The sequence below is a fragment of the Streptomyces sp. LUP30 genome (assembly GCF_001746365.1).
Classification (GTDB): Bacteria; Actinomycetota; Actinomycetes; order Streptomycetales; family Streptomycetaceae; genus Streptomyces.
In genome coordinates this window covers 1-22,342 of record NZ_MJAJ01000042.1, presented here as the reverse complement: position 1 = coordinate 22,342, position 22,342 = coordinate 1, and the positions used below count along the sequence as shown (strand labels likewise).

General features: G+C 74.3%; 18 protein-coding genes and 1 pseudogene. 10 read left to right on the top strand and 9 right to left on the bottom strand.

Annotated features, from left to right (window positions below):
* Positions 1 to 17: 17 nt before the first annotated feature.
* Complete coding sequence (locus BG482_RS28415) at positions 18 to 785, bottom strand: glycerophosphodiester phosphodiesterase (protein ID WP_069772014.1); 768 nt, start codon at positions 783 to 785, stop codon at positions 18 to 20.
* Positions 782 to 1,486: a YitT family protein gene (locus tag BG482_RS28410; protein WP_256096497.1), complete on the bottom strand. Its 705-nt coding sequence runs from the start codon at positions 1,484 to 1,486 to the stop codon at positions 782 to 784. The genes BG482_RS28415 and BG482_RS28410 overlap by 4 nt, the downstream gene beginning before the upstream one ends.
* A 99-nt stretch (positions 1,487 to 1,585) precedes the next feature.
* On the opposite strand from BG482_RS28410, the gene BG482_RS28405 reads away from it, so the two are divergent.
* Entirely contained in the window at positions 1,586 to 3,082 is a 1,497-nt protein-coding gene (locus BG482_RS28405) for a PLP-dependent aminotransferase family protein (protein WP_069772013.1), read from the top strand.
* A 185-nt stretch (positions 3,083 to 3,267) separates the two neighbouring features.
* On the opposite strand, the gene BG482_RS28400 is transcribed toward BG482_RS28405, so the two are convergent.
* Both BG482_RS28400 and BG482_RS28395 read right to left on the bottom strand, forming a co-directional pair.
* Positions 3,268 to 5,202, bottom strand: a complete 1,935-nt coding sequence (locus BG482_RS28400) for a hypothetical protein (RefSeq protein ID WP_256096496.1) — start codon at positions 5,200 to 5,202, stop codon at positions 3,268 to 3,270.
* Positions 5,203 to 5,242: 40 nt separating this feature from the next.
* Positions 5,243 to 5,437: a hypothetical protein gene (locus BG482_RS28395; RefSeq protein WP_069772012.1), complete on the bottom strand. Its 195-nt coding sequence runs from the start codon at positions 5,435 to 5,437 to the stop codon at positions 5,243 to 5,245.
* Between the two features lie 262 nt (positions 5,438 to 5,699).
* Here BG482_RS28395 and BG482_RS28390 point away from each other — a divergent pair, with 262 nt between their 5' ends.
* The 5 genes from BG482_RS28390 (at position 5,700) to BG482_RS28370 (ending at position 11,416) form a co-directional block, all read left to right on the top strand.
* Positions 5,700 to 6,092 carry an ankyrin repeat domain-containing protein gene (locus tag BG482_RS28390; protein ID WP_069772011.1) on the top strand — a complete coding sequence of 131 codons (393 nt, stop codon included), beginning with the start codon at positions 5,700 to 5,702 and terminating at the stop codon, positions 6,090 to 6,092.
* Positions 6,093 to 6,416: 324 nt separating this feature from the next.
* A complete protein-coding gene (locus tag BG482_RS28385; protein WP_069772010.1) occupies positions 6,417 to 7,838 on the top strand; it encodes a HEAT repeat domain-containing protein in 1,422 nt (473 codons plus the stop codon).
* A gap of 219 nt (positions 7,839 to 8,057) precedes the next feature.
* The gene (locus tag BG482_RS28380; RefSeq protein ID WP_069772009.1) at positions 8,058 to 9,185 is read left to right on the top strand and encodes a glycosyltransferase family 1 protein; all 1,128 of its coding nucleotides are present in this window, start codon (positions 8,058 to 8,060) and stop codon (positions 9,183 to 9,185) included.
* Positions 9,182 to 10,459: a glycosyltransferase gene (locus tag BG482_RS28375; protein ID WP_256096495.1), complete on the top strand. Its 1,278-nt coding sequence runs from the start codon at positions 9,182 to 9,184 to the stop codon at positions 10,457 to 10,459. Before BG482_RS28380 ends, BG482_RS28375 begins: the two co-directional genes overlap by 4 nt.
* A 216-nt stretch (positions 10,460 to 10,675) precedes the next feature.
* Positions 10,676 to 11,416: an SGNH/GDSL hydrolase family protein gene (locus BG482_RS28370; RefSeq protein ID WP_069772008.1), complete on the top strand. Its 741-nt coding sequence runs from the start codon at positions 10,676 to 10,678 to the stop codon at positions 11,414 to 11,416.
* Positions 11,417 to 11,543: 127 nt separating this feature from the next.
* Here BG482_RS28370 and BG482_RS28365 read toward each other — a convergent pair whose 3' ends face one another.
* Genes BG482_RS28365 through BG482_RS28345 form a run of 5 tightly spaced genes read right to left on the bottom strand, consistent with a single transcriptional unit; the run spans position 11,544 to position 15,996 of the window.
* Complete coding sequence (locus BG482_RS28365) at positions 11,544 to 12,413, bottom strand: biotin-dependent carboxyltransferase family protein (RefSeq protein ID WP_069772007.1); 870 nt, start codon at positions 12,411 to 12,413, stop codon at positions 11,544 to 11,546.
* Positions 12,410 to 13,045 (bottom strand): 5-oxoprolinase subunit PxpB, encoded by a 636-nt coding sequence (gene pxpB / locus BG482_RS28360; RefSeq protein WP_069772058.1) that lies wholly within the window; start codon positions 13,043 to 13,045, stop codon positions 12,410 to 12,412. Before pxpB ends, BG482_RS28365 begins: the two co-directional genes overlap by 4 nt.
* 2 nt (positions 13,046 to 13,047) lie before the next feature.
* Positions 13,048 to 13,824, bottom strand: coding sequence for a LamB/YcsF family protein (locus BG482_RS28355; RefSeq protein ID WP_069772006.1), 777 nt, complete (start codon positions 13,822 to 13,824; stop codon positions 13,048 to 13,050).
* A gap of 19 nt (positions 13,825 to 13,843) precedes the next feature.
* The gene (locus BG482_RS28350; RefSeq protein WP_069772057.1) at positions 13,844 to 14,659 is read right to left on the bottom strand and encodes a putative hydro-lyase; all 816 of its coding nucleotides are present in this window, start codon (positions 14,657 to 14,659) and stop codon (positions 13,844 to 13,846) included.
* A 35-nt stretch (positions 14,660 to 14,694) separates the two neighbouring features.
* Positions 14,695 to 15,996, bottom strand: coding sequence for an MFS transporter (locus tag BG482_RS28345; RefSeq protein WP_069772005.1), 1,302 nt, complete (start codon positions 15,994 to 15,996; stop codon positions 14,695 to 14,697).
* Positions 15,997 to 16,167: 171 nt separating this feature from the next.
* On the opposite strand from BG482_RS28345, the gene BG482_RS28340 reads away from it, so the two are divergent.
* The 4 genes and pseudogenes from BG482_RS28340 to BG482_RS28325 form a co-directional block, all read left to right on the top strand.
* Positions 16,168 to 16,869 carry a GntR family transcriptional regulator gene (locus BG482_RS28340; protein WP_069772004.1) on the top strand — a complete coding sequence of 234 codons (702 nt, stop codon included), beginning with the start codon at positions 16,168 to 16,170 and terminating at the stop codon, positions 16,867 to 16,869.
* A gap of 210 nt (positions 16,870 to 17,079) precedes the next feature.
* The gene (locus BG482_RS28335; protein WP_069772003.1) at positions 17,080 to 18,606 is read left to right on the top strand and encodes a hypothetical protein; all 1,527 of its coding nucleotides are present in this window, start codon (positions 17,080 to 17,082) and stop codon (positions 18,604 to 18,606) included.
* 82 nt (positions 18,607 to 18,688) lie between these two features.
* Positions 18,689 to 19,567: a hypothetical protein gene (locus BG482_RS28330; RefSeq protein ID WP_069772002.1), complete on the top strand. Its 879-nt coding sequence runs from the start codon at positions 18,689 to 18,691 to the stop codon at positions 19,565 to 19,567.
* Positions 19,568 to 19,646: 79 nt separating this feature from the next.
* Positions 19,647 to 22,342: pseudogene (locus BG482_RS28325) on the top strand (hypothetical protein); the annotation flags it as partial.

Here is a 22,342-nt window from a genome sequence, read left to right as displayed (position 1 = left end):
GGGCGGTGGGCCCGAGGTCAGGCCCAGACGCCCCGGTCCTCCATGACCTTGCGCAACGCGTCGATGTGATCGGTCATGATGCCATCGACGCCCAGGTCCAGGAGACGGTGCATCCGATCCGGATCGTTGATCGTCCACACGTGGACCTGCAGCCCGCGCGCGTGCGCGGTGCGGACGAAGCGGCGGTCCACGACCTGGATGCCCGAGTGGGCCTCGGGCACCTGTGCGGCGATCGCGGAGCGGCGCGGCCTCGTGGGCAGGCCCCAGGATCTCAGCCGCAGGTCGAGCACGCCCCGGGTGCCGTACGACGTCGCCAGACGCGGCCCGGCCAGCCGCTGGGCACGGGCCAGGCGTGCCTCCGAGAAAGAGCCCACGCACACGCGGTCCCACGCGTCCGCGCGGGCGATCAGGTTGAGCAGCGGGTGCAGGGCGGGCTCCGCCTTGAGGTCGACGTTCCACCGCACTCCGGGGAACGTTTCCAGGAGTTCCTCGAAGAGCGGCACGGGCTCCTGGCCCCCCACGCGCGCCTGCCGCACCTGCGCCCACGGCAGGTCGGCTATGCGGCCCACGCCGTCGGTCACCCGGTCCAGCGTCGAGTCGTGGAACGCCACGAGCTTGCCGTCCCGTGTGGCGTGCACATCCGTCTCGACGTAGCGGTATCCCGTCTCCACCGCGCGCCGGAACTGCGCCACGGTGTTCTCCAGACCGGCCGCGGCCCCACCGCGGTGCGCGAACGGGATGGGCCCCGGATGGTCGAGATACGGGTGGCGTACGAGGCTGGTCACGGACGCAGTATCGCTCCCTGCGGTGTCCCGGTGGCAACGACCGCGCTGCCGCCCGATGCCGCCCGGACGGCGAACACCCGCAGGAAGAACTGGGCGAGCGGGCCGATCGTGACCGCGTACAGCAGCGTTCCGAGGCCGATGGTGCCGCCCAGGGCGAACCCCGTGGCCACGACCGCCACCTCCACGGTCGTCCGCATCAGGCGGACCGAACGCCCGGTGCGCCGGTGCAGACCGGTCATCAGCCCGTCCCGCGGGCCCGGCCCGAAGCCGGCCGCGATGTACAGGCCGGTGGCCGCCCCGTTGAGGACGAGCCCGGCCACCAGCAGGGGGACCTGCGCGGCCGGCGTGTGCGCCTGCGGGACGCACGCGAGGGTTCCGTCCATGGCGAGCCCGACGACGAACACGTTGGAGACCGTGCCGAGGCCCGGGCGCTGGCGGAGCGGGATCCACAGCAGCAGCACGATCGCGCCCACGCCGATCGACACGACGCCGATCGACAGCCCGGTCAGCTCGGCGAGACCCTGGTGCAGCACGTTCCACGGCTCCAGGCCCAGGCCGGCCTGCACGAGCAGGGCGGAGCTGGCGCCGTAGAGAGCGAGGCCGACGTAGAGCTGGAGCAGCCTGCGGGCGACATGGCCGTTCGGCCCCCGCGAGGACGGCGGTTCCTGCGAGGACGGCTCCCGCGGTGACGGCTCGGACAAGGGGTCCCCCTGGTGGTGGCGGTGGCCTGACTCGTGACACTCTGTGGCTTGGAAGCGCACGTCATCCATGGCCAATTCGGGGAAGGTGGACTGGTAAACATGGCGCAGTGGACCTCTGCGGTGGGGGCCGCGCAGCTCGCCCGGCTCCTCAAGTCCCAGCAGGACCGCCCGGCCGGCTCCGGCGCCCGACGTCCCCCCGCCTACCGCGCGCTCGCCGACGGCGTCCGGCTGCTGGTGCTCGAAGGCCGCGTCCCCGTCGCCGCCCGCCTGCCGGCCGAACGGGAACTCGCCCTCTCCCTCTCCGTGAGCCGTACGACCGTCGCCGCCGCCTACGAGGCGCTGCGCGCGGAGGGTTTCCTGGAGTCCCGGCGCGGCGCCGGCAGCTGGACGGCCGTGCCGGCGGGCAACCCGGTTCCGGCCCGAGGCCTTGAGCCGCTGCCCCCCGAGACCCTGGGTTCCGTGATCGACCTGGGCTGCGCGGCCCTGCCCGCGCCCGAACCGTGGCTCACCCGTGCCGTGCAGGGCGCACTGGAGGAGTTGCCTCCGTACGCCCATACGCACGGCGACTATCCGGCCGGCCTGCCCGCGCTGCGCGCGATGATCGCCGAGCGCTACAGCGCGCGCGGGATCCCGACGATGCCCGAGCAGATCATGGTCACCACCGGGGCCATGGGCGCCATCGACGCCATCTGCCATCTCTTCGGCGGACGCGGCGAGCGCATCGCCGTCGAGTCGCCCTCCTACGCCAACATCCTCCAGCTCATGCGCGAGGCGGGGGCCCGGCTGGTGCCCGTCGCGATGGCCGACGGTCTGGCCGGCTGGGACATGGACCGCTGGCGGCAGGTCCTGCGCGACGCCGCGCCGCGCATCGCGTACGTCGTCGCCGACTTCCACAACCCCACCGGCGCGCTCGCCGACGACGACCAGCGGCGCCGTCTCGTGGAGGCGGCCCGCTCGGCCGGGACGGTGCTGGTCGCCGACGAGACCATGAGCGAACTGCGGCTCGACGACGTGCGGATGCCGCGGCCCGTGTGCGGCTTCGACCCCGGCGGGTCGACCGTGATCACGGTCGGTTCGGCGAGCAAGGCGTTCTGGGCCGGGATGCGCATCGGCTGGGTGCGGGCGGCTCCCGACGTCATCCGCAGCCTGGTGGCGGCCCGCGCCTACGCCGACCTGGGCACCCCCGTGCTGGAGCAGCTCGCGGTGAACTGGCTGTTCAGCACCGGGGGCTGGGAGCAGGCCGTGGAGCTGCGGCGCCGCCAGGCCCGCGGCAACCGCGACGATCTGGTCGCGGCGGTACGGCGGGAGCTGCCGGAGTGGGAGTTCGCCGTCCCCGAGGGCGGCCTCACCCTGTGGGTGCGGGCCGGCGGACTGTCCGGGTCCCGGCTCGCCGAGGCCGGGGAACGGGTCGGACTGCGGGTCCCCTCAGGCCCGCGGTTCGGAGTCGACGGCGCCTTCGAGGGGTATGTGCGGCTGCCGTTCACCGTGGGCGGCGCGGTGGCGGACGAGGCGGCCGTGCGCCTGGCCGCCGCCGCGCGGATCGTGGAGAGCGGGGGCACGGCGGGCGGCGAGGGACCACGCACGTTCGTGGCGTAGGGGAGCGGCGGGTGGCCGACGGACGGGGAAGCGGGCGACACGGACCGGCCCGACTGGCCTGACCGGGCGGCGTGACTGACCGGCCCGACCGGACGGCCTGACCGTCCGGTCGGTGCCGGCCTCCGGTCGGGGCGGTGGGCCGGCCTCCGGTCGGGCCGGTCCGGTGTCCGTCCACTCCGTTCCGTCTACTCCGCGACCGCCGCCTCCGCCACGGCTCCTTCCGGTACCGCCGCCTCCAGGACCGGCCGCTCCAGGAGGGCCGTGTCCGGGACCGTCGTCCGCGCGGCCGCGGTCTGTGCGGTCGCGGTCTGTGCGGTCGCGGTCTGCGCGGACGTGCTCTCCGGGGTCGCGACCGGCGGGGGCGGGGCCGTCGATGCGGCCTTCGTGAGGACGATCTTCGGGATGCCGGTCCCGACCGGCGCCCCCGGCGTCGACGGGTCGGCCGGCGCCTCTGTGGCATCCGGGATCCCCGCTGTGTCATCCGGGATCTCCGCGCAGGCCGCAGTGTCCGCGTCGGGCGCGGACTCCACGTCGATCGGGGACGTCGTGCCGGCCGGGGCGGCGGTCTCGGCGGGGCGCTCCGCGTCGGCTGCCGACTGCGCGTCGGCCGGTGTGGAGCGCGGTGGGAGCAGGTCCAGCACCGCCTGACGGTGCGCGTCGCTCGTCGCGTCGTCGTACGGGTCCGGTGTGGCCGGCACCTGAAGGCGGTGGACCGGCGCCGAGCCCAGTCGGGCGTATCCGCGCCCCGCCGGGACGTCGTCGACCGGGGTGGTGTGCGGGGGCGCGCCGAGCACCGCCGTCAGCTGTTCCGCCGACGCCGGCCCGAGGGTGACCCGCGCGCGGGTGTGCTGGCACACGGCGTCGCTCAGGGAGTCCAGGGCGTCGAACTGCTCGGCCACGACCACCGTGACGGCGGCGGCGCGGCCGTGCCGCAGCGGGACCTGGAGGAACGCCTGCGGATCCTTGTGGCCCTCGGACTGCGCCAGGTGGGTGAAGGCGGTGGGGCGGTCCAGCAGGATCCACAGCGGGCGCTTGGTGTCCTCCGGCGCCGGCTCTCCTGCTTGGCGGGCTTGGTTGGCGGCGATGAGCCGGCGCTCGGTCTCGCCGGCCGCCCACTCCAGCGCGGCCAGTGCGCCGTCGAGGGCGATCTCGACGGCCAGCACGCCCTCCCGGCCGGCCAGGCAGGCGTACTCGCCGGTCCCGCCGCCCTCGACGATCAGCACGTCGCCGTATTGCAGGGCCTGGAGGGCGATGGAGCGCAGGAGGGTCGAGGTGCCGCTGCCCGGCTGGCCGACCGCCAGCAGGTGCGGCTCGGTGGAGCGGATGCCGGTGCGCCAGACGACCGGGGGGACGTCGCGCCGGTCCGCGCCGAAGTCGAGCGGCAGGGTGCGTCGCACCCGGCAGGGATCCGTGAAGCCCAGGACCGTCTCGCCGGGGGCGGTGACGAAGCGCTGGGCCGCGATGTCGGTGGGCAGGGGTGCGAGGACGCTGACCGTGAGCTCGTTGCCCTCCTCGTCCCAGTCGAAGAGGTACTCGCGGCCGCGGCCCGACTTGGCGGCGAGCAACTGCTCGATCCGCGCGCGTGACGCGGCCTCGCCGTCCGGGAAGTACGCCGGGTAGCGGATCACCAGGTGGGCCACGCGGCCCGAGTCGTCGAACTCCATGGTGGGGAAGACCGTCTCCCAGTCGCCGCCGTGGGCGTAGAGGGGAGACGGGTCTTCGGCCGTCGAGAAGTACGGGACGAGGGCCTCGTACAGCACCTGGAGTCGCTGGATCTGCGATTCGTCAGGGCCTTCGGGAGCCGGTGGGGTGCGGTCCCTGCCCTGCCAGGCCGCCGCCGCCATCAGGGTGACGACGGCGAGCAGCGGGCCGTACGGCACGAGCACCACGACCAGGATCGCCGAGGCCGCCAGGAACAGCAGCGGGCCGCGCCTGTCCCTGGGGGTCTCGGCCCATCTGCGCCGCCCGGCCGAGGCCAGCCGGCGCAGTCCGCGGGTCATCGTGATCAGCGGATGGAGGACATCGGTGGCGCTGTCGGCTGCCGTCCGTGCCAGCTCCCGACTCCGGGCGATCTGTGCGCTGCCTGTGCTCAGGATGCGGGGGAGGGGGCGCCGGGCCACTGCTGTCTCCTGGAGGTGCGTGCGGACAGGACGTGCGGCGTCAGAACTTGATGCCGCCGAGAAGGCTGGCCAGGCTCTCGCCGCCGGCCTTGATGCTCGGGGCGATGGCCGTGCTGGCCATGTAGAACCCGAACAGGGCCGAGACGATGGCGTGCGACCCCTTCAGCCCGTCCTTGCGGAAGAAGAGGAAGACGACGATGCCGAGCAGGACCACGCCTGACATGGACAGGATCATTTGGTTTCTCCTGGTTCGCGGGGACAGTCACCATGAGTACTTCCAGGCTCACAGGATGTATCCATACGATAAAAGGTGCAACTGGGTGAAATGCGGCTCATTTCCCCCATGTGGCGGCGGCTCCGATGGGCTGCCCGAGCAGGAGAATTGCGGCGAACAGGGACCTATGTGATCTTTGCCGCGGACGGCACCGGCCATGTGACCGACGAGCCAGTACGCTGGCGATTCACCTGAACGGTTGTAGCGAGAGGCGGTCCGGCCGATGACCGAAGCCCCCGACCCCGAGGTCGTGGAGCTGGCGACCAAGATCTTCGATCTGGCTCGTCAGGGACAGACCGAGGAGCTCGTGGCGTACGTCGACGCGGGCGTTCCGGCCAACCTCACGAACGACCGCGGCGACTCGCTCGTGATGCTCGCCGCGTACCACGGCCACGCCGACGCCGTCCGGGCCCTGCTGGCCCGCGGCGCCGAGGCCGACCGGATCAACGACCGCGGCCAGACCCCGCTCGCCGGAGCCGTCTTCAAGGGTGAGACGGACGTCATCAAGACCCTGATGGAGGCCGGCGCCGACCCCTCCCAGGGCACGCCGTCGGCCGTCGACACGGCCCGCATGTTCGGCAAGACGGAGCTGCTGGACCTGTTCGGCGCGCACTGAGCCGACGGATCCTGAGCAGGTCGGCAGAAGTTCCTGACCAGGTAAATCGACGACCACGGGGGAGGCGGTACAAGGCCGCCGGAAATTTCGGTCGCGGCAGGTAGAACAGCCGGGTCATCATGACGTCGTGATTCACGGACGCGATGGCTGGGCAGGTGTTGCCGCACCGCGCGGGCCGTGATGCGGCCCGTATGGGCCACCGACGAGAGGCAGAGGAAGATGGTCTACAGCAAGCAGGAAACGGCGGGCGCCCCGACGTGTTGGCACGCGGCCAGGTAATGCACGTCCCCGGTTGCGTCGACGCTTGATGTGAGGCTGTTTCCCATGTTCGATCCGGTCATAGCGCCCAGCGGTACGCTGCTCGGCCTGCTCCAGAGGGGCCGCGGCGACGGCACGCTGCACGCGCTCACGGCACCGCGCGCCGAGGCGCTCGCGGCGCTGAACCACTGTGTGCAGCGGGATCCCCGCCACGACTGGCAGGTGGAGAACCGCTCCCTCTACTACGCCCGTCTCTATCTCGACCTGAACGGCGAGCTGGACGAGATCGAGGCCCATCTCTTCGACGTCGAGGACGTCTTCGACACCGAGGAGTCACGCACCGGGCTCGCCCTCGCGGTCCTCGGCCACCTCGCCTCCTACGGCAGGCGGGACGCCCTCGAACTGCTGCGCAGATACGCCGCCACGGGAGCGAACTGGGCCTGGGCCCTGGACGAGCTCGCCCTGCGGGACGACGACGCCGGCCTGCGCGCCCTCGCCGCGCCGGTGCTCGCCCGGTTCTCCACGGACGCCGAGGGCGAGGCCGAACTGGCCGCCGCCGTGCGGGACGCCTTCGAGCCACGGCCCTGGCGGCTGTGGGCCGAGGACCCCCGCGAGTACGTCTCCGCCCGCGTCCGCGCCGCTCACGAGGCCGGCTGTTTCGACCGCTGGCAACGCCAGATGAGTCCCAGCGGCCCACGTCCCGGCTGGAGCGTGCAGGCCGTGTTCGACTGGGCGCAACAGGGCGTCGAGCGCGGAGCCGCGCTCCACGTCCCCGCCGCCCGCTGTCTCTCCGCCGTGGCGGGACCCGAGGACCGCCCCGAGATCGTCCAGGCGGCCAAGGACGGCTCCGAAGGCGCCCGGTGCACCGCCCTGCGCTATCTCGCCGACTGCAACGACCCGGACGCCCTCGTCCTCGTCGAACAGGCCGTCGCCGCGGGCTCGACGACCGTCGTCGAGGCTGCCGTCGACGCCTTCGAACGGATGCGCAGCGTCGCCGCCGTGGACCGGGCCCGGGGCTGGGTCCACCGGCCCGACGCCCTCGGCGCCGCCGCCGGCCGCATGCTCGCCTGCCGGGGCGGCGCGCGGGACAAGGAACTGGTCCTCGGCGCCCTGCGCGAGGCCGTGCGGGGGGAAGGCTGCGACGCGCCCAGCCTGTGGACCCTCGTCGACGGCGCAGGGCGGCTCGGCATCGTCTGTGCGGCGCCCGTGCTGCGCCACATCTACCGTGAGACGGCCTCGTCCCATCTGCGCGGGCGCTGCGCCCGCGCACTCGCCGCCACCGACCCCTCCTACGCCACCGGCTTCGCCGTCGAGTGCCTCTGGGACTGCGAGGAGGGCACCCGCGAGATCGCCGCCCGGCACGCCGAGACCGGTGACGCCCGGGTCGTGGAGCGGCTGCGCCGACTCGCCGCCGACCCGGCCGAGGAGGCCGAGGTCCAGACGGCCGTACGGAGCCGGATCGGACCCGACGCGGCATCCGCGATGTGACCTCGGGAGCAGGCCGCCGCCCGAGGTGATCCCGGCGGCGGCCCGCCCGGCGGGTGAACGGCGAATGGCCGGCGGGGCGGACGCTCATGGACACCGTCCGACCTGCACGCGGGGCGTGCGGAGCGGGCCCGGGCCGCGCAGCGCAACGCTCATGGGACGTTAGTCGTGCGGACAGATCCACTTTGACGCGGCCACGTCCAGGACGGCGACAACACGGGTATGCGTGTCGTCATCGTGACCGAATCCTTTCCCCCCGACGTGAACGGCGTGGCCCACTGCGCCTTCCAGACCGCCCGACACCTCGTCGATCGCGGTCACGCCCCCGTCGTCGTCGCCCCCGCCACCGCCGCGGGGGCCGGGCCGGACGCCGAAGCGCCCTGCCCCGTCGTGCGCGTCCCCTCCCTCCCGCTCCCCGGCTACCCCCAGGTCCGCGTCGCCCTCCCCAGCCGACGCGTCGCCGCTGCCATCACCGAGCACCGTGCCGACCTGGTCCACCTGGCCAGCCCGTTCGTCCTCGGCGTCCGGGGCATGTCGGCCGCCGCCCGGCTCGGCATCCCCGCCGTCGCCGTCTACCAGACCGACCTGGGCGGATACGCCCGCACCTACATGGGCGCCGGCGAGGCCGCCGCCTGGCGCCGGATACGGTCCGTCCACGCCGCCGCCGACCTCACCCTCGCCCCTTCCAGCGCGGCCCTGCACGACCTGGACACACACGGCGTGCCCCGGGTGAAACTGTGGCCGCGCGGGGTGGACACCGAGCGGTTCCGCCCCGACCGCCGCGACGAGGCACTGCGCCGCGCACTCGCCCCGAACGGCGAGCTCATCGTCGGCTACGTCGGGCGGCTCGCCCCCGAGAAGCAGGTCGAGCTCCTGGCCGGCGCCTGCGGGCTGCCGGGCGTCCGGGTCGTGGTGGTGGGCGACGGGCCCAGCCGCCCGGGTCTGGAAGAGGCACTGCCGGGCGCGGTCTTCCTGGGCAGGCGCACCGGCGACGACCTCGCCCGGATCTTCGCCTCGCTCGACGTGTTCGTGCACACGGGCCCGTTCGAGACCTTCTGCCAGACCGTGCAGGAAGCCATGGCCAGCGGTGTGCCCGTGGTCGCGCCCGCCGCGGGCGGCCCGCTGGACCTGGTCGCCCACGGACGCACCGGTCTGCTCGTCCCGCCGCGCGACGCCGCGGCCGTACGGGACGCGGTCGCCTCGCTGACCGGCGACCCCGCACAGCGGGCCGCCTACGGCGCCGCCGGGCGGGCCACGGTCGAGGGGCGCACCTGGACCGCCGTCGGAGACCGTCTCATCGGCCACTACCAGGATGTCCTCGCGGCGCGCCGTCTGGTGGTGGCGGCATGAACGCGTCTGGTGGCGGCACGAACGTCCCGTCGTTGCGGATCGTCCGCCTCGCCAACTTCGTGGCCCCGGCGTCGGGCGGGCTGCGCACCGCGCTGCGCGAGCTCGGCAAGGGCTATCGCGAGGCCGGCCACCAGCCGGTCCTGATCGTCCCCGGCGAGCGGACGACCGACCGGGAGACCGAGCAGGGCAGGGTGATCACGCTGCCCGGACCGCTGGTGCCCGGAACCGGCGGCTACCGCGTCCTGATCGACAAGCGGCGCGTCGCGCGTCTGCTGGAAAGCCTCGCCCCGGACCGTCTGGAGGTCTGCGACCGCACGACGCTGCGCTGGACCGGAAAATGGGCGCGACGGGCCCGGGTGCCCGCCGTGATGGTCTCGCACGAGACCGCCGACGGCGTCCTGCGCACCTGGGGCGTGCCGGAGGGAGCGGCCCGGCGCGCCGCCGACGCGCTCAACCTGCGCACGGCCCACACCTACGCGCGCGTGGTGTGCACCACCGAGTTCGCCGAGCGGGAGTTCGTGCGGATCGGGGCCCGCAACGTGGTGCGGGCCCCGTTGGGCGTCGACCTCGTCGAACGGCGTCCCGCCCTGCGGGACCCCGGGCTGCGCGCCGTCCACGCGCGTGGGGACGAGACGCTGCTGGTGATGTGCACCCGCCTCTCCGTGGAGAAACGTCCCGGCACGGCGTTGGACGCACTGGAGGCACTGCGGCGACGCGGTGTGCGGGCGGTGCTCGTCGTCGCCGGGGACGGTCCGCTGCGGCCGCGGCTGGAGCAGCGGGCGCGGGAACGCGGGCTGCCCGTGACGTTCCTGGGGCACGTCTCCGACCGGGGTGCGCTGGGCGCGCTCCAGGCCGTCGCCGACGTGTGCCTGGCGCCGGGGCCCGCGGAGACCTTCGGCCTCGCCGCCCTGGAGGCGATGGCCTGCGGCACCCCGGTGGTCGCCAGCGCGTCGTCGGCGCTCCCCGAGGTGATCGGGACCGCGGGAGCCACCGCGGCGGACCGGGGGGAGGCCTTCGCGGACGCGGTGCAGGACCTCCTGGACCGTCCTGTAGCGGTACGCCGTGGGGCGGCACGCGCGCGTGCGGAATGCTTCGGCTGGACGACGGCGGTCGACGCGTTCCTCGCGGCGCACGACGCGACGGCGCCGGCCCGCGGCGACGTGCACGGCCGGGCGCCCTCGCCCCGGGCGCAGGCGCCGGCTTCGCCGCCGCCCCTGCCGACGTCCACGACCACCGCTGCCGCGCGCCCGCTCGCGCCCGGAGCCCTCGGATGAGGCGCATGCGCTTCGTGGCCCTCGGGGACTCGCTCACCGAGGGCGTGGGGGACCCCGTGGGCGAGGGGTGGCGTGGATGGGCGGCTCTGCTGGCCGACGGCCTCACCGGTGAGACCGGTGACGCACGACGGGCTGGAGGGGACGAAGGGGCCGAGGGGGCCGAGGGGGGGCGAGGGGGGCGAGGAGGCCGAGGGGGGCGCCGGGACGGGGAGCCCCGTGACCGGTGTCGAGTTCACCAACCTCGCGGTCAGCGGGGCGCAGACACGGGACGTCGTGGAACGCCAGCTCCCGGTGGGCCTGGCGCTGCGGCCCGACGTCGTCTCCGTCGTCGTCGGCGTCAACGACACCCTGCGCTGCACCTTCGACATCCAAGCCGTGGCCGCCCGCCTGGACACGGTCTACGGCGCTTTCGCCGAGCAGGGCGCGGTCCTGCTCACCGCGTGTCTGCCCGACCCGGGCGGGTCGCTCGGGCTGCCGGGCGCCCTCGCCAGGCCGCTGGCCCGACGGCAGCGCGCGGTCGACGCCGTCGTCCACGCGCTCTCCGAGCGGTACGGCGCCGTCCATCTGCACGCCTCGGAGGGCGCGTGGACGACGGACCGGGCGATGTGGAGCGCGGACCGGCTCCACCCCGGTGAACGCGGACACCGTCAGCTGGCGCTGCGCTTCCACTCGTTGCTGGCCGAGGCCGGACTCGCCACCGGGCCCGCCCCCTCGCCCGAGCCCGAGTTCCCGGCGCCCACGGCGTCGGCGAGCCTGTGGTGGCTGGCCACCGCGGGCACGGGCTGGGTGGCGCGCCGATGCACCGACCTGCTCCCCCAACTTCTCACCCTGGCGGCCGACGAGATGCGTCACCGCGCGCGGGGCACGAGCGCCCGGCTCGACCTGCGGACGTCCGCATCGGTGTCGGCCGCGCTGGCCGCACTGTCCGCGCAGGAACGACGACCTGACGCCGCCTAGGGGTCGCCCGAGCGACGGGGAGCAGGGACGCGGGCGAACCCACCGGCAGCGGACGGCTCCGCCGGACGCGTACGGACCCGTCGGACGTGGAGGCCGCACCGGTCTCGTCGTCGGGGACGATCCGGTCTCACCGCCTGCGGACGGCCACGAAGCGGACCGGTGTCCCCGGTCTCGCCTGGGCGGCGGCCGGGAGGTCGGTCGCACGGACGACCGCGATCACCGGGTAACCGCCCGTGGTCGGATGGTCGGCGAGGAAGACCACCGGCCGGCCCGCCGGCGGTACCTGCACGGCGCCCAGAACCATGCCCTCGCTCGCGAGCTCGCCGTCCACGGCGCGCTCGAGCACGGGCCCCTCGGTGCGCAGCCCGATGCGGTTGCTCGCCGAGGAGACACGGAACGTCCGCGACGTGAAGGCGCGCACCGCCTCGGGGGTGAACCAGTCCGCGCGCGGGCCGGGCGTCACCCGCAGGACGAGCTCGCCCGGGGGCGCCGGCTGGGGGCCGACGTCCACGCGCGCGTACGGGGCGAGTTCGCGTCCCAGGTGCAGGACAGTGCCGTTCGTGAGGGGCGCGGGACCGAGACCGGACAGCAGGTCGGTGGAGCGGCTGCCGAGGACCGGCTCCACGGCGATGCCACCGGCCGCGGCGACGTATCCGCGCACCCCGCTCAGGGCCGCTCCGACGTCCAGCACCGCCCCGGCGGGCACCCGTACCGGAGCGCCCCAGGCGACCGGCCGACCGTCCACACGGACCCGGCACGGCGCGCCCCCCACCGCGACGGTCACCTCCGAGCGCGGTCTGAGGGCACAGCCGTCGAGCGTGGTCTCCAGCACGGCCGCGTCGGCGGAGTTGCCCACCAGCCGGTTGACGAGGGCCGCCGCGGGCCCGTCGAGCGCCCCGGAACGGGGCACCCCGAGATGCGCATGTCCGGGGCGGCCCCGGTCCTGCACCGTGGTGAGCGCCCCGGCGCGGACGACGACGAGCGCGCGGTCGCTCATGCCGGTCCCGCCGATCCCGCGGGACCGGCCGGGACGAACCGCACGCGCGTGCCCGGCGACAGCAGCGCGGCCGGCTCGCGCGCGGGGTCGAACAGCACCGCGTCCGTGCGCCCGATCAGCTGCCAGCCGCCCGGCGAGGAGCGCGGGTACACGCCGGTGTACGGGCCCGCGAGGGCCACCGACCCGGCCGGCACGGCGGTGCGCGGGGTCGCCCGGCGGGGGACGTCGTAGCGGGCGGGCAGGCCCGTCAGATAGCCGAAGCCGGGCGCGAACCCGCAGAAGGCGACCCGGAACTCGGCGGCCGCGTGGATGCGGGCCACGTCCTGCTCCCGCACGCCCCAGTGGGCGGCGACCTCGGACAGGTCCGGGCCGTCGTAGCGGGTCGGGATCTCCACGATCTCGTGCTCGCGCGGGGGAGCGGCCGGCACGTCCGCGACGGCGAGCTCGGACGCCACCCGTCCGGGGTCGGCCAGGCCGTCCAGGAGGACCGTGCGGGCCGCCGGGACGATCTCACGCGCCCTGAGCAGGCCCGCCGCGCGGCGGCGCAGCAGCTCCGCGTGCAGGGCCTCGGCCTGCTCGCCCGACTCCACCTCGACGAGCAGGGCGTCGTCGCCGACCGGCAGCACACGCAGGCTCATGCGAAGGCCTCCACCCGAACGCCCGACTCCTCCAGCCGACGACGCACCCGGCGCGCCAGCTCCACCGCGCCCGGCGTGTCCCCGTGCAGGCACAGGGAACGCGCGCGTACCTCGATGGACGAACCCGCGTCGGAGTCGACCCGGCCCAGGCGGGCCAGGCTGACCGACCGCTCCACCACGGCGTCCGGGTCGCTGATCACGGCCCCGGGCCGCCCGCGCGGCACCAGCGTGCCCTGCTCGGTGTACGCGCGGTCCGCGAACGCCTCCGGGACGCTCGGCAGCCCCGCCTCGCGCGCCCGTTCCAGCAGGCGAGAGCCGGGCAGCCCCAGCACGGGCAGCGCGGCGTCCACGAGGAGCACCCCGGCGACCACCGCGGCGGCCTGCTCCTCGTCGTGCACGACCCGGTTGTAGAGCGCCCCGTGCGGCTTCACGTACGCCACCCGCGCGCCCGCGGCCCGGGCGAACACCTCCAGGGCGCCGATCTGGTACGCCACCTCGGCCGCGAGCTCCTCGGACGGCACGTCCATCGCCCGCCGGCCGAAGCCCGCCAGATCCCGGTAGGAGACCTGCGCGCCGACCGTCACGCCGCGTTCGGCCGCCAGCGCGCACACCCGCCGCATGATGACCGGGTCCCCGGCGTGGAAGCCGCAGGCCACGTTGGCGCTGGTGACGACGGACAGCAAATGCTCGTCGTCCGTCAGCCGCCAGCGGCCGAAGCCCTCGCCGAGGTCGGCGTTCAGATCGATCGCGGTCGTCACGGGCGTCCCGGTCATGGTTCCTTCGTACTCCTTCTCAGGCCACGCGGTACTGCTCGTCGCGGGCGTCGGTGAGGAACATCTGTCCCGGAGCGTGGGTGAGGGCGAACGGCGGGCGCGAGGCCATCACCGCGGCCTGCGGGGTGACCCCGCAGGCCCAGAACACCGGGATGTCGTCGGGCTCGGCGTCCACCGGATCGCCGAAGTCGGGCCGCCCGAGATCCCCGATGCCCAGCACCGACGGATCGCCGCAGTGTACGGGGCTGCCGTGCACCGCCGGGAGCAGGCCGCTCTCCCGGATGGCGGCCGCCAGATGCCGCGGCGGCACCGGACGCATCGACACCACCATCGGCCCGTGCAGCCGTCCCGCCGGACGGCACTGACGGTCGGTCATGTACATCGGGACGTTGCGCCCCTGTTCGAGGTGGCGGATGGGGACGCCCGCCCCGGACAGCGCCCACTCGAAGGTGAAGCTGCAGCCGATCAGGAACGACACCAGGTCCTCGCGCCAGTACGCGCGGACGTCCGTCGGCTCGTCCACCAGTTCCCCCTCCGCCCACACGCGGTAGCGGGGCAGATCGGTGCGCAGGTCGGCCCCCTCGGCCAGGACGGTCGTCCAGGAGCCGGCGTCCGTGACGTCGAGCACGGGACAGGGCTTCGGGTTGCGCTGACAGAACAGCAGCATGTCGTACGCCCAGTCCGCGGGCACCGAGATCAGGTTGACCTGTGTGTGGCCCGCCGCGACCCCGGCCGTGGGGCCCGCCAGGCCCGCCCGGAAGCGGGCCCGGGCGGTCTCGGGGCTCCACGCGTGCGCGTGCCGCTCGGTCAGTGCGACGGGACGGTCCTCGCCCAGAGGCGGACGACGGTCCTGCGTGAGAAGGGGGCGTTTCACTCGAGCTCCTTGCCGCGCGTCTCGGGGAGGCCCAGCAGCGCCAGGGCGGCGATCGCGTAGCCGATCGCGCCGAAGGTCAGTGCGCCGCCGACGCCCCAGCTGTCGGCCAGGAAACCGACCGTGGTGGGGAAGACCGCGCCCACGGCGCGACCGGTGTTGTACGTGAAGCCCTGTCCCGTGCCGCGCAGGGCCGTCGGATACAGCTCGCTCAGGTAGGACCCGAAGCCGCTGAAGATGGCCGACATGCAGAACCCGAGCGGGAAGCCGAGGACGAGCAGCAGGGTGTCCGCCCCGCTCGGGATGTTGGCGTACGCCAGGATGCACACGGCCGAGAGCAGGGCGAACAGCCAGATGTTGCGACGCCGGCCCAGTCGGTCGGTCAGGTAGCCGCCGGTGAGATAGCCGAGGAAGGCGCCCGAGATCAGGAAGGTCAGATAGCCGCCGGTGCCGACCACCGACAGGCCGCGCTCCGACTTCAGGTACGTCGGCACCCAGGTGGCGAGGGTGTAGTAGCCGCCCTGCACGCCGGTGGAGAGCAGGCCCGCGAAGAGGGTCGTCCGCAGCAGCGGGCCCTTGAAGATCGCCGGGAACGAACCCTTCTCGGCGCTCTGTTCCCGGGCCGCCGTGGCCTGCGGCGCGTCCTGCACCCGGCGGCGCATCCACACGACGAGGAGGGCGGGCAGCGCGCCCGTCCAGAACATGATCCGCCAGGCCATGTCGTCGCCGAAGAACGAGAACACCAGCGTGTAGGCGACGGCCGCGAGGCCCCAGCCGACGGCCCACGAGCTCTGGATCGCGCCCAGGGTGCGGCCCCGGTGCTTCGCGCTCGCGTACTCGGCCACCAGGATGGCGCCGACGGCCCACTCGCCGCCGAAGCCGAGCCCCTGGAGGGACCTCAGGACCAGCAGAGTCCCGTAGGTGGGCGCGAAGCCGCAGGCGACGGTGAACACCGCGTAGGTGATCACCGTGATCATCAGGGCCCTGACCCGGCCGATCCGGTCGGCCAGGACGCCCGCCACGGCGCCGCCGATCGCCGAGGCGACCAGGGTGACGGTGGTGAACAGGCCGGTCTGGCCGCTGTCCAGGCCGAAGTACGCGGCCAGCGCGACCATGCTCAGGGGCAGCGTGAAGTAGTCGTAGGAGTCGAGGGCGTAGCCGCCGAACGCGCCGGCGAAGGCGCGGCGGCCGCGCGGTCCGAGGGCGCGCAGCCAGGCCAGTGCCCCGTCGTCGGGGGTGTGCCCGGTCGTCGTCCGCCGGTCTTCGGCGGTCGGGGCCTGTGGTGGAGGGGGAGTGCTCATGTGCACCTCGCTGAAGGAGGACGGAGGGTGCTGGGACTGAGCCGTGCCGTGCGGGAGGCGGGTCGCCGCGGTGGGGACGGGGCGGTGCCGTGCAAACGAAGGTAGAGGATCGTTGAACGATTCTTCAATACCCCCGTTGTCTCGTTCTCAGGCGTGCGATTGAATTCCGGCATGGCAGATCAGCTGGCGGGACTGGCCGACGACCGCGCCCTCCTGGGCCGTACGAGCACGGCCGAACGGGTTTCGGACATCCTCAGGAGCCGTATCGCCGAGGGCTACTTCCCGCCCGGGACCCGGCTCTCGGAGGACAGCATCGGCGGAGCCCTCGGCGTCTCGCGCAACACCTTGCGCGAGGCGTTCCGGCTGCTCACCCATGAGCGCCTGCTCGTCCACGAGTTGAACCGGGGCGTGTTCGTCCGGGTCCTGACCGTGGAGGACGTCGAGGACATCTACCGCACGCGCACCCTCGTGGAGTGCGCCGTCGTGCGAGGGCTCGCCGAGCCGCCGTACGCGCTGGAGGGCCTCCGGGCGAGCGTCACGGAAGGGCAGCTGGCTGCCGTGGAGAACGAGTGGAAGGGACTGGGCACCGCGAACATCCACTTCCACCGGGAACTGGTGGCCCTGGCCGGAAGCGCGCGCACCGACGAGTTCATGCGCAGCGTCTTCGCCGAGCTGCGTCTGGCCTTCCACCTCGTCGACGAGCCGCGGAAACTGCACGAGCCCTACCTCCAGCGCAACCGCCAGATCCTCCAGGCCCTGGAGGCCGGGGACCGGGCAGGGGCCGAGCGGCTGCTCACGGTCTACCTCGACGACTCTTCGGCCAAGGTGGTCGAGGTGTACCGGCGAAGGGTGGAGGAGAGTCGCGCCCTTTAGGGGGAGGGGACGGGCGGGGCGGGGCGCCGGGGGAGCGGGGGAAAGGAGCGGCATGCCGGGATCCGGCCGGTCGCGGCTGGTCGCCCGGCGGCACTCCGGCGGACCCCGCCGGCCCGCGGACGCGGCACAGCCGGTGGTCACGGGCCCGCAGGCCGGAGGCGATCCGCGTCGTTTGGGTCGATGTCAGACCGAGGACCTAGTCTGTGCACCGTGACTTCGCCTGCTTCGACGGACCGTGTTCCGCCCCAGCTCAGCGCGGGGCCGCGCCCCGCACAGGGCCCGGCCGCCGACGAGGGGCTGGCGCGGCGGCTGCGCGCGCTCGCCTGCACGGCGCCGATCCACGACCTCGACGCGCGCAAGGCCAATCTGGCCGGCGAGTACTCGGTGTACGGCATGGCGGAGATCGCCCTGGCCGCCATCGACCTCGTCACGCTCAACATGGACTTCGACACCGGCGCCGACCACGACCAGATAGTGGCCCGTCTGCTGCCCCGCATCGCCGCACAGGCCCCGCGACGGCCCGTCGCCGAACACGAACGGGTGGCCCGCTGGGTCCTGGAGAACCTGATCAACGTCGGCAGCGTGGACCGCGGTTTCCGCGCCGCCTACGGCATGTTCGCGCCGGACGGCACCTATGTGCGCCGGGACTACGACTTCAAGCTGATCGAGGAGGTCCCCGGCTACGGCGGCGCGGTCTACCTGCGCACCACCGACGAAGCGGTGAACGTGCTCGTCGGCGCCCTCGACACGGACGTCACCAGCGCGCAGATCGCGGCCGAGGTCAAGCTGGAGGTCCTCATCCGCCGAGGCCGCCTCGCCGACGCCCAGCTGGCCGCCGAACAGGCTCGCTACCGCACGGTGCAGTACTCCGAGACGCTCCGCCGCGCCCTGGAGGCCACCCGTCGCAACGTCCGGGCGGTGGACTGGCTGAACGCGGTGCCCGACATGATCGCCGAGGCTCTGGACCACGTCGCCGACCGCTACCGCCACGAGAACGCGATCCTCACCAACATCCGCAAGGCGCGTGACGAGATCGAGGACGCGCAGAACAAGCGCCGGGCCGCCGAGCTCGTCGACATCGTCAAGGACTGCATCCGCAGGCACACGCAGCTGCAGTCCCGGTTGCTGGAGGCGGGCCCGCTGTTCCGCGCCGAGCAGGACCGGCAGGCCTTCGCCACCCCCATGACGTCGTCGGGGACGGACCTCTACGGGCACCTCGTCGCCCCCGTGCTGCCGTTGCCGGTGGAGCAGGCGGTCCGGGTCACCGACGCGTTCTTCGCGCACGGCACCGGGCTGCGCACCCCGGTGTCCGTGCGGATGGGCGACCTCGTCGACCTCCTGCTGACCCCGCCCCTGGAGCGCGAGCACCTGGGAGCGGAGATGCCGGAGCCCGATCTCATCGCCACGCCGGACGACAGCCGGTTCAGCGAGGAGCAGCTGGCCGCGGCGACGGAACTGCTCGATCTGCCCGCGGACGCCCCGCGACGCCTGTCCGGACTGCTGGCCCAGGCCCGCCGCACCGACCCCGACCTGCCGTACCTGGTGGCCCTGCTGGCGGTGCACGCGGCCAGCCCGGCCGTCGGCACCGCCTATCGGCAGGGCGAGGAGAAGCTGCTGTTCGCCGTGGACGACGGGACGGAGCTGGACGACCCCGAGTTCGGCGGCGCCGATCTCATCGTCGGCACCGCCCTGCTGGACTCCGCGGGCATGGCGGCGGACCGCACGGAGGCGGCATGAGCCGGGTGGAGAACCGAATGGACGAGCACGAGCGCACGTACGGGCACACGCACGCGTGCCGCAACAACGAGGAGCCGAGGCCGTGACCGAGCACGTCGACCGGAGTGAGCCGGAGGCCGCCGTCGTACCTGCCTCCGCCGCCGTCACCCCTGCCGACGCCGCCGACGCGGCGCGGCTCGTCGCCTTCGGGCTGCAGTCCAAACTGCAGCCCGCGCGCGACCAGGAGTACGCCGACCTGCTACGGCGTCACCGCGAGGACCCCGCGTTCGCGCGGCTCGCCGACGCCGTCGCCGCCGGGCTGGGGCTGATCGTGCTGGAGGTGTCCCCCCGCGCCGGCATGGCCGTGACCGCCGCCGAGGACTCGGTGTTCGCCGTGCGCATGGGGGACTACGCCCGTCGTACCTCCGCCGACGGCGGCGACCGCTTCCTGCACGGCCTCGCCCATCTCTGCGTCGCCGCGATGGCCTTCCCGCGCCCCGAGGACCTGGCCGACGACGGATACATCGGCCGGGTCAGCGTCAACGGAGTCGACGCCTTCGTGCGCCAGGCCTGCCACCGCCTCGAGCAACGGGCGCAGGAACAGGGCGAGAACACCGACCCCGCGACCGACGCGCCCGGCCTGGAGGCCGCATGGCGGATCTGGGCCCGCCGCAGCTCCACCGGCGCCACCAAGGACGCCCGCAGACTCGCCGGTTCGACGACCGGCATCGTCGGCAAGGCCGTCGCCTTCCTCACCGACTCCGGTTTCCTGCAGCGGACCGGCGACGACAACGGCGGCACCTACCGCACGACCGCCCGCTACCAGCTCCAGGTGCGCGACATGGCCGGCAGCGCCGCCATGGCCGAGCTGCTCGAACTGGGCGTCGTCCCGGTCACCGACGGGACGCCGACCCTGCTGCCCGCCGAGGAGAGCGACGACCTGGAGCTGGTGGCCGACGCGGGCCTTCCGTTCCACTCCTGACGCCCCCGCCCGCTCCCAGCACTCCGCACCCCCCCTCCCCCTGATCCGCCGATCTGCCGAAGACTTACGAGAGTCCGCCATGTACGAGCTGTCCCGGGTCCGCCTCTACTCCATCGGTCCTGCCGGTGCGCGCTACGCCGACACCGTGCTTGACCTGCGGGGCGTCGGCGACGTCGTGCCCGACCCCGCGCCCACCCAGGCGGAGTTCTTCGCAGAGGAGCCCGTCGGGCCGCCGCGCCGCCCCGCGCCCGCCGGCGTGCTCTTCCTGGAGAACGGCGGCGGCAAGTCCGTCCTGCTCAAGCTGATCTTCTCGGTGATGCTGCCGGGCCACCGCAACACCCTCGGGGGGGCCAGCTCCGGCGTGCTGCGCAAGTTCCTGCTCGCCGACGACTGCGGACACGTGGCGCTGGAATGGCAGCACGTGCTCACCGGCGAGTGCGTGGTGGTCGGCAAGGCCAGCGAGTGGCGCGGCCGGCAGGTCTCCAACGACCCGCGCAAGTTCGCCGAAGCCTGGTACTCGTTCCGGCCGGGACCCGGGCTGAGCCTCGACAACCTGCCCGTCGCCGAGTCCACCGCGGTGCGTCCGCCCGTCGAGGGCGCCTCCGGCGCACGGGGGCGGCGGCGCACCATGAAGGGCTTCCGGGACGCCATCACCGAGGCGGGCAAGGCGTATCCGCATCTGGAGGTGCACTGGGAGGAGATCCACGACCGGTGGATCGAGCACCTCGGCGACCTCGGTCTCGATCCCGAACTCTTCCGCTACCAGCGGGAGATGAACGCCGACGAAGGCGAGGCCGCCGGCCTCTTCGCGGTCAAGAAGGACTCCGACTTCACCGACCTGCTGCTGCGCGCGGTGACCGACACCCGCGACACCGACGGGCTCGCCGACCTGGTCAGCGGCTTCGGCAACAAGCTCGGCCGACGCGCCGAGCTCATCGCCGAACGGGACTTCACCGCCGGGTCCGCGGACCTGCTGGGCCGGATCGTCGAGGCCGCCGAGGCGCGGGCACGCGCGCGTGACGTCCACGCCGGGGCCGAGCGACGCACCCGCGCCCTGGCCCGCCGGCTCTCCGCGCGGGGGCTGCGGGAGAGGCAGCGGGCCGGTGACCTCGCCCAGCGGGTCACGGCCGCCGCCTACGCCGTCACCCACTCCGAGGGCGCACGCGAGCGCAGCGCCCTGATCGCCGCCGAACTCGCCTACCGCAACGCCTCGTTGGCCCTCTCGACCGCCGAGAAGACGGCCGCCGCGCAGAAGCGGGAACTCGCCGACGCCCGTACGCTGCACGCAGCCTGGCAGGCTGCTGAAGCCGTGCTGCGCCACCGCACCGCCGCCGACCGCGTCGCGCGTGTGTCCGCCGCCATCCAGGAGGCCGAACGCGACGCCGCCCCGGCCCTCGCCGCCCGCGCCAGGGCCGCCGTCGACCTCGTGCGCGCCCTGCACGCGGCCGCCGAGAGCGCCGAGAGCCTCGCCAACGAGGAGGAGGAGCGTTCGGCCGCCCTCCAGGACGTCGGCGAATCGGCGCACCGGGACGCCACGTCCGCCGCCACCGACGCCCAGCGCGCCCGCAGCGAGGTCGGGCACCTGCGCCAGCGTCTCGCCGAGGTCGAGCAGGAGACCGCCGAAGCCGTACGCGCGGGCTGGCTCGACGACAGCGCGCCCGACGCCGACCCCGCCCGCGCCGCGCTCGCCGCCAGCGACGCCGAGAAGACGGCCGTCGCCGCCTGGGACACCGCCCGGGAGGCCTCGCGCAGAGCCGGCGACCACGCGCGCGAGGCCGCCTCGGCCGAGTCCCGCGCCGAACTCACCGCAGCCCGCGCAGCCGACGCCGCCACCGCCGCCCAACGCTCCTACGACGCCGAGCGACGCCTCGCCGACTCCCTGGCCGGCGAGGAACGGCTCGCCGAACTCCTGGGGCTGACCGGCGGCCGGGTGCGCCGACAGATCCCGCAGCCCCGACAGGACGGCGAGTCCCACGACGGCTCCCTGCTGAGCCCCGAGGACCTCGACCGCTGCGCCGACGAACTGCGCGAACTCCTCGACGACGCCGTCTCCTCCGCCGAACGGCAGCTCTTCGACCTGCGCACCGCCGCCGCCGACGACGCGCGCATCCTCGGCGCGCTCGGCGACGGGGGACTGCTCCCGCCCGGCCCGGACGTGCTGGCCACCGTCGAGTTCCTCGGCGAGCACGGCATCCCCGCCCTGCCCGGCTGGCGCTACCTCGCGCAGGCAGTCGCCCCGGTCGACCACGCGCGGGTGCTCGCCGCCCGGCCCGAACTGGTCGACGGCGTGATCATCACCGATCCCGGCTCCCACGCACGCGCGCGTGAGGCGCTCGGCGAGGCCGCGCTGCTGCCGCGCTCGGCCGTCGCCGTGGGCACGGCCGCCGCTCTGCTCGCGCCGACCCCGCCCACCGACTCCGACAGCGGGGACGTCTTCCTCGTCCCGCCCAACCCGGCCATGCACGACGAGCACGCCGCCGACGAGGAGCGGCAGGCGCTGCGCGCGCGGGCGAGCGAGCGCGACGAGGACATCCGCCGGCTCGCGGCGCGGCTCGCCAAGGACCGGGAACTGGCGGCGCGCCTCACGTCCTGGCGTACCGGCTGTCCGGCCGGGCGGCTCACCGAGCTGGCGCAGGCCGCCGGGGCGGCCCGCGCGTTCGCCGACGAGTCCGAGGCCGAGCTGGCCGAGGCGCGGACCGTGCGCGCGGAGGCCGACGAGACCGCCGCCGAGGCGGCCCAGGCGCGCGACGAGCGCCAGGAGGCCGCACAGAAGGC